Source organism: Pectobacterium jejuense (assembly GCF_026800125.1).
Classification (GTDB): domain Bacteria; phylum Pseudomonadota; class Gammaproteobacteria; order Enterobacterales; family Enterobacteriaceae; genus Pectobacterium; species Pectobacterium jejuense.
This window is the reverse complement of record NZ_JAPQKX010000001.1, coordinates 754,433-768,441: the sequence shown is the minus strand read 5'-3', so window position 1 is coordinate 768,441 and position 14,009 is coordinate 754,433. Positions and strand designations below refer to the sequence as shown.

At 52.4% G+C, this 14,009-nt stretch carries 12 protein-coding genes; 7 read left to right on the top strand and 5 right to left on the bottom strand.

Features of this window, described 5'->3' with window-relative positions; translation table 11 throughout:
* Positions 1-43 precede the first annotated feature (43 nt).
* Positions 44-661, top strand: a complete 618-nt coding sequence (locus tag NXT09_RS03485; protein WP_268578865.1) for a hypothetical protein — start codon at positions 44-46, stop codon at positions 659-661.
* A gap of 104 nt (positions 662-765) precedes the next feature.
* On the top strand, positions 766-1,065 hold the full coding sequence (locus NXT09_RS03480) for a DUF1161 domain-containing protein (protein ID WP_095994553.1): 300 nt from the start codon (positions 766-768) through the stop codon (positions 1,063-1,065).
* Between the two features lie 61 nt (positions 1,066-1,126).
* On the opposite strand, the gene NXT09_RS03475 is transcribed toward NXT09_RS03480, so the two are convergent.
* The 4 genes from NXT09_RS03475 to NXT09_RS03460 form a co-directional block, all read right to left on the bottom strand.
* On the bottom strand, positions 1,127-2,614 hold the full coding sequence (locus NXT09_RS03475) for an MDR family MFS transporter (protein ID WP_268578864.1): 1,488 nt from the start codon (positions 2,612-2,614) through the stop codon (positions 1,127-1,129).
* Positions 2,615-2,716: 102 nt separating this feature from the next.
* Positions 2,717-3,382 carry a dethiobiotin synthase gene (bioD, locus tag NXT09_RS03470; protein ID WP_174865615.1) on the bottom strand — a complete coding sequence of 222 codons (666 nt, stop codon included), beginning with the start codon at positions 3,380-3,382 and terminating at the stop codon, positions 2,717-2,719.
* 133 nt (positions 3,383-3,515) lie between these two features.
* A complete protein-coding gene (mlc, locus tag NXT09_RS03465; protein ID WP_205566006.1) occupies positions 3,516-4,733 on the bottom strand; it encodes a sugar metabolism global transcriptional regulator Mlc in 1,218 nt (405 codons plus the stop codon).
* 181 nt (positions 4,734-4,914) lie between these two features.
* Positions 4,915-5,811, bottom strand: coding sequence for a LysR family transcriptional regulator (locus NXT09_RS03460; RefSeq protein ID WP_240585331.1), 897 nt, complete (start codon positions 5,809-5,811; stop codon positions 4,915-4,917).
* A gap of 114 nt (positions 5,812-5,925) precedes the next feature.
* On the opposite strand from NXT09_RS03460, the gene NXT09_RS03455 reads away from it, so the two are divergent.
* Together NXT09_RS03455 and tus are read left to right on the top strand one after the other, a co-directional pair.
* Positions 5,926-7,194 carry an MFS transporter gene (locus NXT09_RS03455; RefSeq protein ID WP_268578863.1) on the top strand — a complete coding sequence of 423 codons (1,269 nt, stop codon included), beginning with the start codon at positions 5,926-5,928 and terminating at the stop codon, positions 7,192-7,194.
* A 167-nt stretch (positions 7,195-7,361) separates the two neighbouring features.
* Complete coding sequence (gene tus, locus NXT09_RS03450; protein WP_268578862.1) at positions 7,362-8,297, top strand: DNA replication terminus site-binding protein; 936 nt, start codon at positions 7,362-7,364, stop codon at positions 8,295-8,297.
* A gap of 62 nt (positions 8,298-8,359) precedes the next feature.
* Here tus and fumC read toward each other — a convergent pair whose 3' ends face one another.
* Positions 8,360-9,757, bottom strand: coding sequence for a class II fumarate hydratase (fumC, locus tag NXT09_RS03445; RefSeq protein WP_205566002.1), 1,398 nt, complete (start codon positions 9,755-9,757; stop codon positions 8,360-8,362).
* A 239-nt stretch (positions 9,758-9,996) separates the two neighbouring features.
* Here fumC and manA point away from each other — a divergent pair, with 239 nt between their 5' ends.
* From manA to NXT09_RS03430, 3 genes are all read left to right on the top strand, one after another.
* Entirely contained in the window at positions 9,997-11,169 is a 1,173-nt protein-coding gene (gene manA, locus NXT09_RS03440) for a mannose-6-phosphate isomerase (protein ID WP_174868355.1), read from the top strand.
* Between the two features lie 87 nt (positions 11,170-11,256).
* A complete protein-coding gene (locus tag NXT09_RS03435) occupies positions 11,257-12,816 on the top strand; it encodes a YdgA family protein (protein WP_268578861.1) in 1,560 nt (519 codons plus the stop codon).
* A gap of 94 nt (positions 12,817-12,910) precedes the next feature.
* Positions 12,911-13,888, top strand: coding sequence for an arsenic resistance protein (locus tag NXT09_RS03430; protein ID WP_268578860.1), 978 nt, complete (start codon positions 12,911-12,913; stop codon positions 13,886-13,888).
* Positions 13,889-14,009 lie beyond the last annotated feature (121 nt).

Below are 14,009 nucleotides of genomic sequence, written 5' to 3'. Positions count from 1 at the left end.
ATCGTACCAACACGCATTGTTATCCAAAATGGAGTGCATCAGGATGAATATGGATCTCGTGCAGTTACTTTCACGCCCTTTTCACATCAAACTGTGGAGTGTGTTTATCATGTGTCTATTGGTCAGTTCGTGTGCAAGCACCTATCCGAAGACGGATAACATCACGAATATCACCAATGACAATGGGATGCTTATCGCTGAGTCTGCTACCTACGTTTATAAATTCTCTGACGCCCGCGCTCAAAAAGAGTATCAGGACTATTACGCGTTTTATCGTGATTACAAAGACATCATCACTGGCGTGAGGGTCGATTTTTCTCTCCGTAATGGCCTGGTCTACGCGAGATATAAAAACGTGATTGATACTCGCCGATTGACCCAAAAGCAGGAAGTGGATTTACGCGAACTCTACGCGGCGCAAATTCCTACGACAATGGGAAAAGGTGAAGTCACCTTTAGTGCGAACGGCACATTTAGCGAGAAAGACGGCTCATTGATCAGCCCGACAACAAATGGTCGCCTGCCACAGCCCATTCCGGTAGTGATCAACAGCAGTGATAACTCTGGCAAAGAGGTGCTGCTTGCGCCCCTCATGATTCCAGCAGTTGCCCTTTTCCCGCTATTTATGATGTATGGCTGTGCCACCGGGCCCTGCGTTTAACCTTCTCCGGGCCATCATTGATGGCCTGATTTCGCGGCTTTTTCGCGTTATCGTCATCGTTTGATATACTCAAAGGGACTTTTTTCAGAGAAAAGGATCGAAAGATGAAAAAAACCGTCATTTTTGGTGCCGCGTTATTCCTGGTTACTCCGTTGGCTGCACTGGCATCTTGCGAGAGTGTGAAAGCGGATATTGCCCAGAAAATCATAGCCAATGGTGTACCAGAATCCGGTTTTACGCTGGATATCGTCCCGAACGATCAGGTGAATCAGGCCAGTGGTCAGGTGGTTGGTCACTGCGAGAGTGATTCATATAAAATTGTATACACCCGTCATGCTGAGGGCGACGCCAATACGGAAAGTGCGCCAGCGCCAGCAGAAGGCCAGCCGACGACCACTCCGTAACCCTTCCTCTGGATGTTCAAAGTAAATGTTCAAAAGGCGCTTTCGCGCCTTTTCTTTTGCCTTATTTTTGTCTGGTTTCAGCCTGCCCCGGTCGCTGGCTTGCCGGGATCATTCTGGCGGAAAGCAGCGTGATACCCGCGATGAGTGCAGAAACGATAAATACGCCGTGGATAGACGAGGCGACTTGCGATGCCAGCGCATCAAGCTGGTTGACGCTCAGCAGGATGCGCTTGGCTGGATCCATTAGCGTTTGGAGTGGATCGCTCACGTCCGGCAATCGCCAGTGCAGACTGATGTTCAGCGTCGCGCCAAGGATTGCCGTTCCCAGCGCGGAACCCAGCATGCGGGTAAACATGGCGGAAGCCGTCGCAATGCCGCGGATGGAGTAGTCCACCGAGTTTTGTATCGATACCAGAAACGTTGTGCTGCTTAGCCCCATTCCCGAACCGATCAGAAATGCCGCAAGCCGCGCCCACATAAGGTTGCTGTCCGGCTGAACGGTTAGCAGCGTCAGACTGCCGATAATCAGCACAATACCGCCGAGCATTGCTGTAAAGCGATAAGACGTCCACAGCATTAAGCGCCCGCTCAGCGTGCTGGCCAGCGGCCAACCAATCGACATCATCGCCAGTATACTGCCAGCTTCCAGCGGCGTTTTACCCATTACGCCCTGAATAAACGTCGGCAAAAAGGCGCTCACGCCCATCATGGCGGCACCGACGACCAATCCGCCGAGATTACCGGCGATAATGACCCGATTGCGCCACAGCGCCAGCGGAAACAGCGGCTCCGGCGTGCGTTTTTCCTGTCGAACTAACATAATGCTGCCCACGGCGGAGATCGCAAGCAGCGGGATCACCCAGTAACCGAACACCTCAGCCTGTAGCAGCGCCATCAGCAAACTGGCGACGGACACAATCAGATAGAACGCCCCCATCCAGTCCAGCTGATGCTGGCGCACCGTATTCATCGTAGGTAGATAGCGAGCCAGCAGGAAGATGGAGAACAGCCCAATCGGCACGTTGACCCAGAAGACCAGCGCCCAGTTGAAGTGTTGCACGATAAACGCCCCCAGCAGCGGGCCGATTATCGCGGAAAAGCCCCACACGCTGGACAGATAGCCCTGTATTTTCGGGCGCTCGGTCGAGCTGTACACATCAGCAACAATAGTGAAGGCAATCGGCGTAATCGCGCCTGCGCCCAGCCCTTGTAAGGTGCGGAAGACGATCAGCCAACCCATCTGCGTCGAGAATCCGCACAGAATCGACCCCAGCAGGAACACGATCATGCCGAAGAAGAATATCTTTTTGCGTCCATACAGGTCGGCCAACCGGCCATAAATTGGAATACTGATCGACTGCGTCAGCAAATAACCCGCAAAGACCCAGCCCAATAGGGAAAACCCGCCTAAATCCGCGATGATGGTAGGCAGCGCGGTGGCGACAATCGTCACTTCAATCGCGGCCGTGAACATAGCCAACATACAGGCAATTAAAATCCAATGGCGATGTGGGACAGGTGTTTGCTGCAGGTTATTCTCTGTTTTCATTATATTTTCAGGATAAGAAGAAAAACTGCCTGTGAGTATAACAGGTGGCGTGACGGAGAAAATTTATTCCCGCAGAGAAGCGGGAATAGAAGACAAAAGAAATTAATAGCTGACGGCAGAAAGATCGATATAAGACGAGAGATCCCGCTGTTCGGCGCGTGGCAAGTAAGGCAGTTCGCCCAGCTGCGGTGCCGGAATTTTTTTCCGCAGAACGTGAATGATTTCTGCGTAATTCGCCAGTCCGGGGTTAATACGGTTAGCGACCCAGCCGACTAGCGGTAAACCATCGTTGATGATCGCCTGTGCGGTCAGCAGCGCATGGCTGATGCAGCCCAGTTTGATGCCAACAACCAGCACAACAGGCAGCTGTTCCTGCACCACCCATTCGGAGTACGGACGCAGATCGTTCATAACAGTTCGCCATCCGCCTGTTCCTTCAACCACCACGATATCCGCCGTCTCGCCCATGTGGCGCAGGCCTTGCGTCATCGTGCAGTAATCAATAGTTCCTTCACTGGCGCTGATTTCATCTTCCCGCAGTGCGATAGGATTAACCATGTTATAGGGCAATTCGAGTGTCGAAGCCGCCTGTAGCAGCAACGCGTCTTTATTACGCAGGCCCGCTTCCGTCTCTTCGCACCCTTTTGCTATCGGTTTGTAGCCTGCAACCGATTTGCCTGCCAGCGCCATTTTTTGCAGTAGCGCCTTGGATACCACTGTTTTGCCAACGGCGGTATCAGTACCAGTGACAAAAATACGTTTCAACATGGGATAACTCCAGACCACCTGAATACCAAAAAACAAGCACAGCCAAAATGCTTTCCAAGCGTGAAAGTCTAGGCTATGCCTCATTCAGGCAGTTTGCGTTAGCGCAATGTTTTGTTGCTCTACGCCTTTATGGTTATCCCTGTAGCAGTTTAACCAGCAGCGATCCGTTATAGAGTGCGTCTTTTACCAGTGCCGCTCCAGGCATCGTGCCCTGATTGTAGAACTGGGTCGCCTCCACCTGAATGTTGTGACTATAGGGCGGGAATGATTGCTGTTGAATACAGCCTAAAATGGCAGGGTGTAAAATGCTGGCCGCTTTATTCAGGGGGGAGCCCACCAGAATTTTATCGGGATTGAAGAGATTCACCATGATGGCGACAATGCGGCCTACGTTATGGCCGACATCGTTAATGATATCTTTGGCTAACTGATCGCCTTTGAGCGCGGCATCACACAGATTCTCAACGCTGAGTGGTGAACCATGCAGAAGTGAACTCATGGACGTATTCATGCGCTGTTGCGCCAGTTCCAGCATATTTTCCGTGCTGGCGACCGTTTCCAGACAGCCGTGATTGCCGCAATAACAACGCTTGCCATAAGGATCGACCTGCGTGTGCCCGATTTCGACCAGATTTCGACTTCCTGCGTGTAGGATACGGCCACCAGTAATCACGCCCGCGCCGACGTTATGGTCGATCACCACCTGAATCACATTTTGGCAATCGCGCGATGCGCCGTATAGCGCCTCGGCCATCGTCCAGGCGCAGATATCGTGCTGCAAATACACGGGCAACCCCGTGCGCTGTTCCAGCGCGGGGCCAATCGCCATTTCCTCAACGTCATAAAACGGCATCCGGTGAATCATGCCCTTGCTGGCATCAATCATGCCCGGCGCGGTAATTGCGATTGCGGTTAGTCGCTCCAGCCGTTTTTGATGGCGAATAAAAAACTGGTCGATTTCATTCAGAATACGCTCAAGCAGCGGCTGTGACGACGTGGCGGGAAGCGGGATTTCCTCTTCCACAACCAGCTTGCTGCTGAGATCGCGCAGCGCCAATAACAGGGTATTGTGGCTGATGCGTGCGGAAAGATAGTGCCAGGCTTCGGTATCCAGAATCAGGCCGATAGCGGGACGCCCTCTGCTGCCCACATCCTGATATTCAGTTTCCTGTACCAGATGGGCTTCCAGCAGTTCGCGGACGATTTTGGTAATACTGGCGGGCGCGAGCTGAGCACGTTTGGACAGTTCGATACGTGATATCGGGCCGTACTTATCGATCAACCGATACACTGCACCGGCATTCATTTGTTTGATTTGATCGATGTGTCCTGGTTGACCGTCGGTTATCACAAACCTGGCTCCTACTGATTCGCATTATTGCTGGCACTGCTGTTGAAAAATTTATCTTTATTATTACGGCATGACTATTTTTCACGCTGCAAAATAAAAAAACTGCGGGTATGGTGGGGCTTTTCACTAAACTCGTCAAATATTTGATTCGTTATGTGATTTAGCGCGCATATTTTAACGATTATCCGCCCAGCATCAGCGACATCAGCACTTTCGCTGCTGCACTTTGCGGCTGATGTCGTGCCGTCACCAGCCAGACTTCCGTTGTAGCGTCCTCTTCTTCCAGCAGCAAATATTTCACGCCATCGACCCGAATACGCAAAAACGACGCAGGCAAGATAGACACACCCAATCCCGCGGATACCAGCCCAACAATGGTCATCGCCTCGCCCACTTCCTGCGTAATGTAGGGGCTGATGCCATAGCGTTTCAGCAGCGTCAGCGTGTCGTCATACAGCGCCGTTCCGACCGCACGCGAGAAGAAAACGAACGGCTCATTTGCCAGCTGTGTGATGTTGATGGCCCGCCCAGTGTCCTGCTGCGCTAACGGATGGGATTCCTGCACGACAGCAATCAGCGGTTCACGCAGCAGCAACTGATGATCCAGCGCGTCCGGCAACGGGTTATTGCGCATAATGCCGATATCGAGCTTACCGTTCAGCAGCGGTTCAATTTGCTGTTTGGTGTTAAGCTCCATCATCTGAATATGCACTTCCGGGTAGGTTTGGCGAAAACGCAGCAGGCTGCTGGAGATCTTTTTGATAAACGGCGCGGAGGACGTAAAGCCGATCGTTAATTCCCCAATCTCGCCACGTTGAATGCGGGACGCCCGTTCCGCCGCCTGATCGACCTGACTAATAATCGACCAGGCCTCTTTCAGGAACATCTCGCCTGCTGGCGTGAGTTGGACATTCCGGTTGTTGCGCGCCAACAACTTAGCCCCCACCTGCTCTTCCAGAATTTGAATCTGTTGGCTCAGTGGCGGCTGTGAAATGCGTAATCGCTCTGCGGCTCGGCCAAAATGCAGCTCTTCCGCGACCGCAATAAAATAGCGAAGGTGACGTAGTTCGATATTCATACTTTAAACATATCAATCATGATTATTAATATATTATACAAAATAATATCACTCTTCTATGATCCTCACATTGTTGTTTTACGCCTGATTTACCCTTTCCGGTAAGGAATTATTGTGAGTAACCTGCCATCTTCTGCACCGAACGACTGGCCTCTTTCTACGGCCGACGATGCAGATGATATTGCCCCGAAACATTCTGGTAAAACGCCTTATATTACGCGTGGTACGCCACAATTTATGCGCGTCACGCTGGCGCTGTTTTCTGCCGGGTTAGCAACGTTTGCCCTGCTGTATTGTGTTCAGCCGCTGTTGCCGGTGCTATCTCAAGATTTCGGTATTTCGCCAGCGACCAGTAGCCTGTCGCTTTCCGTCTCGACGGTGATGCTGGCGTTTGGGCTGCTGTTTACCGGACCGCTCTCCGACACCATCGGTCGTAAGAATGTGATGGTCGTGTCCTTGATGCTGGCCGCGATCTGTACCGTGATTTGCGCTTTTATGACCAGTTGGAACGGCGTATTGATCATGCGGGCGATGATGGGCCTGTCTCTAAGCGGCGTTGCGGCCGTCGCCATGAGCTACCTGAGTGAAGAAATTCACCCCAGCGTGCTGGCGTTTTCAATGGGGTTATATATCAGCGGTAACTCAATTGGCGGCATGAGCGGACGTCTGGTCAGCGGGGTATTAACCGACTATTTCCCGTGGCGAGTCGCCATTGGTACGATCGGCGTACTGGCGCTCATTGCCGCGATTACGTTCTGGCGCATCCTGCCGGAATCACGCCATTTCCGACCCGGTTCGCTGCGCCCAAAAACGCTGCTGCTGAATAGCAAACTGCACTGGCGAGACGCGGGCTTGCCGCTGCTGTTCCTTCAGGGATTTTTGCTGATGGGCGCGTTCGTTACCCTGTTTAACTACATTGGGTATCGGTTGCTGGCACCACCTTATTTACTCAGTCAGGCGGTGGTCGGCTTACTTTCCGTCGTTTATCTCACCGGAAGCTACAGCTCGCCGAAAGCCGGCGCATTAACGGCCCGCTACGGACGCGCTCCGGTGTTAAGCGTCGCAATCCTCCTGATGCTAGCGGGACTGGGAATGACGGCACTGAGCCCACTCTTCGCGATCTTTGGCGGGATGATGCTCTTTACCGCCGGTTTCTTCGCCGCTCACTCGGTAGCCAGCAGTTGGATTGGCCAGCGGGCGCGGCGCGCGAAAGGTCAGGCATCATCAATGTATCTCTTTTCTTACTATCTGGGCTCCAGTCTGGCCGGCACGCTGGGGGGATTCTTCTGGCATTCATTCGGCTGGATGGGTATTACCGCGTTTCTGAGCGCCCTGTTACTTCTCGCGCTGGTCGTTAGCCTGATACTCAAGCATCGCCTTTAAACCTCTTTCTTAGCGGAGTTTGCCTGAATCAGGTAAACTCCGCGCTGTTTCCACGCTCTCCCTCGATGTCCCCGTCAAACCTGTTTGAAATAATACCGATCACGATTGCTGAATTGTCCGTTTATTAGTATAAAAATAAGTATGTTGTAACTAAATTGGCTTTTACTATGAACCTCTATACGCTAATCGATCGCATGAACCACTGTTTCCGGACGTTAGAGCAGAAACTTGCGCTGATGCAGCAACAGTTTGCCGAGTATCTACTGCTGGCCGGGCGCGTCTATTCCCTTCCGCATGTGGAAAAAGGAACGGAGCACGACCCTATCGAGCATATCACCGTCACACAGTACGTTGGGCAGGAGGCAAGCGATAAAGGACTAGCGCACTTTCAGCGTCTGTTCATTCACCACTACCCCGAAACACTCAGTAGTAAAAGCGCGATCCGCTTGCCAGGAGCACTCTGCTTTTCCGTCAACGCCGCCCAGTATCAGCAGGCACAGTCACTCATCGCGGAAATTAACGCGCTGAAAAAAGAGCTGGAGCAGATAATTACCGTCGAATCGGGGTTGGAGCCAGAACAGCGCTTTGAGTTCGTCCACACGCATTTGAAAGGATTGATCACGCTGAGCGCTTACCGTTCGCTGACGCTCATAACGAACCCAGCGTCAGTCCGCTTTGGCTGGGCGAATAAGCACATCATTAAAAATATGACGCGTGTGGAGTTACTGGAGAAACTGACCAAGAGCCTGAATGCGGCAAAAAACACAGCACCGCATACCAAAGCGCAGTGGATTGAGCATGTCGAGCAAGAGATTGACGCGGTATTGTCGCTGCAGGAAGACGCCGTTTTGAAGATCAAACGTCCAGTCAAAGTACAGCCTATCGCCCGCGTGTGGTATCCCGAACAGCAGAAACAGGTTCAGCATCCCTGCCCGTCTCCCCTGCTCGTGCTTTGTCAGCAGGAATCCGGCGGCGACATCCCCATTATTGGCGAACTCAATCCTTATGACGCCAACAACATCAAGCATAAACATAAGCCGAAAGCAGCCGAACTTCGCCTGCTCATTCCGCGTTTGCACCTGTATACCGATGCGCCTGAGTGAAAAGAAAAAGCCTGCGGGTAAACACCGGCAGGCTACAGGATAAAACGCTGACTATCGCGCCATTACTTTTTCAGGCTACCGACCATCTCTTCCGGTCGAACCCACTCATCAAACTGTGCTTCGGTTAGGTAGTTCAGTTTGAGCGCTGCTGCCTTCAGCGTCAGCCCTTCTTTGTGCGCTTTTTTGGCAATTTCTGCCGCTTTGTCATAGCCAATATGCGTATTCAGTGCCGTCACCAACATCAGCGATTCGTTCAGCAACTGATTGATGCGATCGCGATTCGGTTCGATACCTACCGCACAGTGCTCATCGAAGCTCTTCATGCCATCAGCCAGCAGGCGAATCGATTGCAGGAAGTTATGAATCACCATAGGGCGATACACGTTCAGCTCAAAGTTACCAGACGCGCCGCCGATATTCACCGCGACATCGTTGCCCATTACCTGACAACACAGCATCGTCAGCGCTTCACACTGGGTCGGATTGACCTTGCCTGGCATGATGGAGCTACCCGGCTCGTTCTCAGGAATGCTCAGTTCGCCGATACCACAGCGCGGGCCAGACGCCAGCCAGCGTACATCGTTAGCAATTTTCATTAACGATGCGGCCAGCCCTTTCAAGGCACCGTGCCCGTGAACTAACGCATCACAGGTCCCCAGCGCTTCGAATTTATTCGGCGAAGTCACAAACGGCTGACCGGTCAATTTCGCCAGCTCGGCTGCCACGCGCACCGCATATTCGGGATGCGTGTTTAGCCCTGTTCCGACCGCAGTACCGCCCAGCGCCAGCTCACAAATGTGTGGCACGCTGTTTTCGATATGCTTCAGGTTATGCTGCAACATCGCGGCCCAGCCGGAGATTTCCTGCCCCAGCGTCAGCGGTGTGGCATCCTGTAAATGCGTACGACCGATCTTGACGATATCCTTAAACTGCTCAGCCTTCGACGCCAGCGTAGCGTGTAACGCTTTCAATTCAGGAATCAGGTGTTCGTTGATCGCGACGACAGCGGCGACATGCATCGCCGTTGGGAAAACGTCGTTGGAACTCTGACTTTTGTTGACATCGTCATTGGGGTGAACCAACCGATTGTTGCCCCGCTCTCCCCCCAGCAGTTCGCTGGCGCGGTTAGCCAACACCTCGTTCATATTCATATTGCTTTGCGTGCCAGACCCCGTCTGCCAGATCGCTAAGGGGAATTCCCCAGCATGCTGACCAGCCAACACTTCATCCGCCGCCTGAATAATCGCATTTCCCCGTTCGGCAGGCAGAAGCGTGAGATCCATGTTGACGCGGGCCGCCGCACGCTTGGTTTGCGCCAGCGCATAAATCAGCGCACGGGGCATTTTCTCTTCAGAAATACGGAAGTGTTCCAGCGATCGCTGTGTCTGTGCGCCCCATAACCGTTCAGCAGGAACATCAATCGGTCCCATTGAGTCTTTTTCACTACGCGTCGTGCTCATTACCTTTCCTCCTTAAAACACACATTCAAATAGTAGAAGACATCGAATCACATCGCCGGGCCTATTCTGATAACACTCACTGGCCTTATCACGCTTATTGGTCGACTAACACTGTCTGGCATCGCGCTACATAAAACATTACCATGAAGCGAAGAAGATGCAGTGTATTCATAATCACTCAAGTAATTAACAGCCAGCATCACAGAAATTAACAATTAATGTAATAGCAGGGAGCCGACATGCAAAAAATGCTCAATTGCGTCCAGCACTACGCCTGGGGCAGCAAACACGCCTTAACTGAGCTATATGGCATTGATAACCCTAACGATTTACCGATGGCGGAACTTTGGATGGGCGCCCATCCTAAAAGCAGTTCGGCAATTATTGATGAAAAAGGCAACACCCGCAGCCTGCGAGACGTGATTGCCGAAGACGCGACCGCCCATCTTGGCGCAACGATCGCGCAACGTTTTGGTGAATTGCCCTTTTTATTTAAGGTCTTGTGCGCGGAACAGCCGCTTTCCATTCAGGTTCACCCCAGTAAATCGTCGGCAGAACAAGGCTTTGCGAAAGAAAATGCCGCGGGCATCCCGCTCGATGCAGCCGAAAGAAACTACAAAGATGCCAATCACAAACCGGAATTGGTCTACGCATTAACGCCCTTTCAGGCTATGAATGGGTTCCGAGAATTATCTGAAATTGTACAGTTGCTAGAGCCCGTCGCCAGCGCACATCCGTCCATCACCGCGTTTTTACAACAGCCCGATGCGAAGAATCTCGCCATGCTGTTCACCAACCTGTTGAGTATGGAAGGTGAGCAAAAATCGCGGGCGCTCGGCGTCTTGAAGGCCGCGCTAAATAGTCAAAATGACGAGCCTTGGGCGACCATCCGCGCGATCACCCAATACTATTCCGACGACAGCGGATTGTTCTCCCCGCTGCTGCTGAACGTCATTACGCTGCAACCCGGCGAAGCCATGTTCCTGTTTGCGCAAACGCCACATGCTTATCTGAAAGGTGTGGCATTAGAAGTCATGGCGAACTCAGACAACGTGCTGCGTGCTGGGCTAACGCCGAAATACATTGATATTCCAGAGCTGCTGGATAATGTCGTATTCGAAGCCAAACCCGCAAACCAGCTGCTGACGACGCCACACCGTCAGGGTAATGAACTCAGTTTCCCGATTCCTGTTGAAGATTTCGCTTTTTCGCTGCACGAACTGAGCCAGAGCCCGCAGACGCTCAGCCAGAATAGTGCCGCCATTGTATTTTGTATTGACGGCCATGCCGTCCTGCAAAAAAATGAGCAGCGGCTCTCGCTACGTCCGGGAGAGTCCTGCTTCATTTCCGCCAGTGAGTCACCGATAACGGTTGAGGGACAGGGGCGTCTCGCTCGCGTATTTAACCGATAACTTGTTCCATACGCTGCAGTTACCTGTGGGAAGTTGCCAGCGTTTCGCGTTGAAAACGCGCATTTTTTTACTAAAGGATGAATAAAAATGAAGAAGTCGTTAGTCGCCGTAGGCGTTATTGTTGCTCTGGGTGCCATCTGGACCGGTGCATCCTGGTACACCGGCAAGCAGATGGCTCAGCAAATTGATGGTTTTACCGATACGCTGAATACCAAACTCAAGCAAGCCTACCCGAACGCGGGCCTGAAAGTCGTCTATCGCGACTATAAGGGCGGCGTATTCAGCAGCACCCTATCCTATGTGCTGCAAGCAGATGGCTCGATAGGCACAGCAGAAGGCGCGAAGATCCTTGCGCCCGGTGAAGAACTCGTCTTCAACGAAACCGTGTCTCATGGGCCGTTCCCGCTAGCACAGCTCAAGAAATTCAACCTCGCTCCGGCGATGGCGTCTGTCCATACCGAGTTAGCCAACACGCCGGCCGTCAAAGCCTGGTTTGAGCTGACGAAAGATAAGCCGTTCTTTACGGCCGAAACTCGCGTCGCTTATAGCGGTGATACACAGTCACTCGTTACGCTGGCCCCTATCGACCATCAGACGCCAGAACAGAAATTTTCCTTCAGCGGCGCGGAAGCCGTGGTGGATATTGGGCACGACTTGCGCAGCAGCAAGCTGGATACCACCATCAGCAGCGTGAAGATGGAAAGGAAAAATGCCTGGGGCCAAACAGAGAACGTCGATCTCACCGATTTCTCGATCAAGGGAACCAATCAAAAAGGCAAATTCGACCTTGATTTAGGCGACGGTAACCTGTCCTTTAAAACGATGACGTTTATCGTAGAAGGTGGCGATGCCGTTACCTTGAACGACTTCTCTCTGCAAAGCAGCGCAACGGAAGATGATAAGAATCTGGCAGGCAAACTGGCCGTAACGCTGGGATCGTTAATCATCGGCGACCGCAATCTGGGTTCTGGTAACGTCAGCATGTCCATTTCGCAGCTTGACGGTGCGGGCACCAAACAGTTCCTCACCGCCTATCAGGAAAAAGTGCAGAAAATGTTGCAGGATCCGACCGCTATCGATCCTGACACTTACCAGCACGACGTTGCCATGTCGGTTCTGCAATATCTGCCACAGCTGCTGAAAGGCAACCCGAGCATTGCTATCTCCCCGATCAGCTGGAAAAACAGCAAGGGTGAAGGCACGTTCACGCTGGCGCTGGATTTAACCGATCCGTTGCAGAGCACGGATAAAGCGAACGATGCAACCCAGTCAGATGAAGAAAAAATCATTCGTCAGTCGGTCAAAAAACTCGATGCCAAACTCAATCTGCCGCTGGATATGCTAGCGGAATTGATGGTACAGAGCGGGCCAAAAACGACCAATGCGGAAGAGCAAAAACAGCTTGCGGATATGGCGAAGCAACAGGTTGAAGCGATGGCCCAGATTGGTGAAGGTAACCAACTGAGCGTCACAAAAGACAACGCCATTACCAGTTCACTGCACTATGCCGATGGTCAAATTGATTTCAACGGCAACAAAATAGCGCTGGCTGATTTCATCGCACCGTATTTCTCCGTTCCAACGGAACAAGGTGAAGAGTCTCTGCCTGGCGCACCGCAAGAGCCGATCGTTCCACCGGCACAATAATTCGGTAGCATTACGCGCTGAAACACACGGTGGCCGCTCCAGCAGCCACCGTTTTTTCTGCTCTACACGTTCTGCTTCATATTGAGATGACACCATGTCCGCGTTGAAACCCTTCATGGAAGCCCATCAGGCTGCGATCTATTTTGTTGCCGTGATAGCGGCAGTGGCAACCGCCCTCGTGCTGCCGGGAACGGAGCAATGGGATGTCGTGATTAATCCGGCGCTAGCGCTGATGCTGTTTGTTACGTTCCTGCAAGTGCCGCTGACCACGATCGGAAAAAGCATCACTCAGATCAGATTCATCGGCGCGCTGCTCGTTGCCAACTTCATCGTGATTCCTTTACTAGTCGCGGCGCTGCTGCCTTTTCTCCCCGCCGAACCGCTGGTGAAGCTGGGCATCATATTGGTGTTACTTGCTCCCTGTATTGACTACGTGGTGACATTCGCACACCTGGGGCGCGCAGATGCCGCCCGCCTGTTGGCCGCAACGCCTATTTTATTGATGCTGCAAATGTTGGCGTTGCCCTTCTATCTGACGCTATTTCTCGGCCACGACGCCGCTGGCCTTATCGTCTTCGCGCCCTTTATCGACGCGTTTATCTGGCTGATTGCCGTGCCTTTAGCGCTGGCCGCGCTTCTGCAATGGCTAGCGGCGCGACAGCGTACAATGGCAACATTTTCGGATGCATTGAGCTATCTTCCCGTTCCGGCTACCGCTCTGGTGCTGTTTATCGTCGTTGCGGCGGTCATTCCTCAACTGCGCACCACCTGGGCAGCGGTATTACTCGCGGTGCCATTTTATGTGCTCTTCGCGCTGCTGGCACCGCTACTCGGCTGGTTCACTAGTCAACTGTTCCGGTTAGATTCGGCTGGCGGGCGCGCCGTGGCCTTTAGCGCCAGTACGCGAAATTCTCTGGTTATTCTGCCGCTGGCGTTGGCAATACCCGGCGCACTACCACTACTTCCAGCCGTGATCGTCAGTCAAACGTTAGTAGAATTGCTCAGCGAACTCATTTATATCCGCGCGATTCCTAAGCTGAACGCCCGTTTTACGGGTCAGGAAAAGCAATAACAGATTGTTTTTGCTCAAGGATTGTTCAGGGCGGTTGAGTTTTGTCGCTAACTGTTGGCTATTTACCTCGATTTCTTTTTATACTTTGTCGTACGAAAAACAGTAATCAGACAATAACATT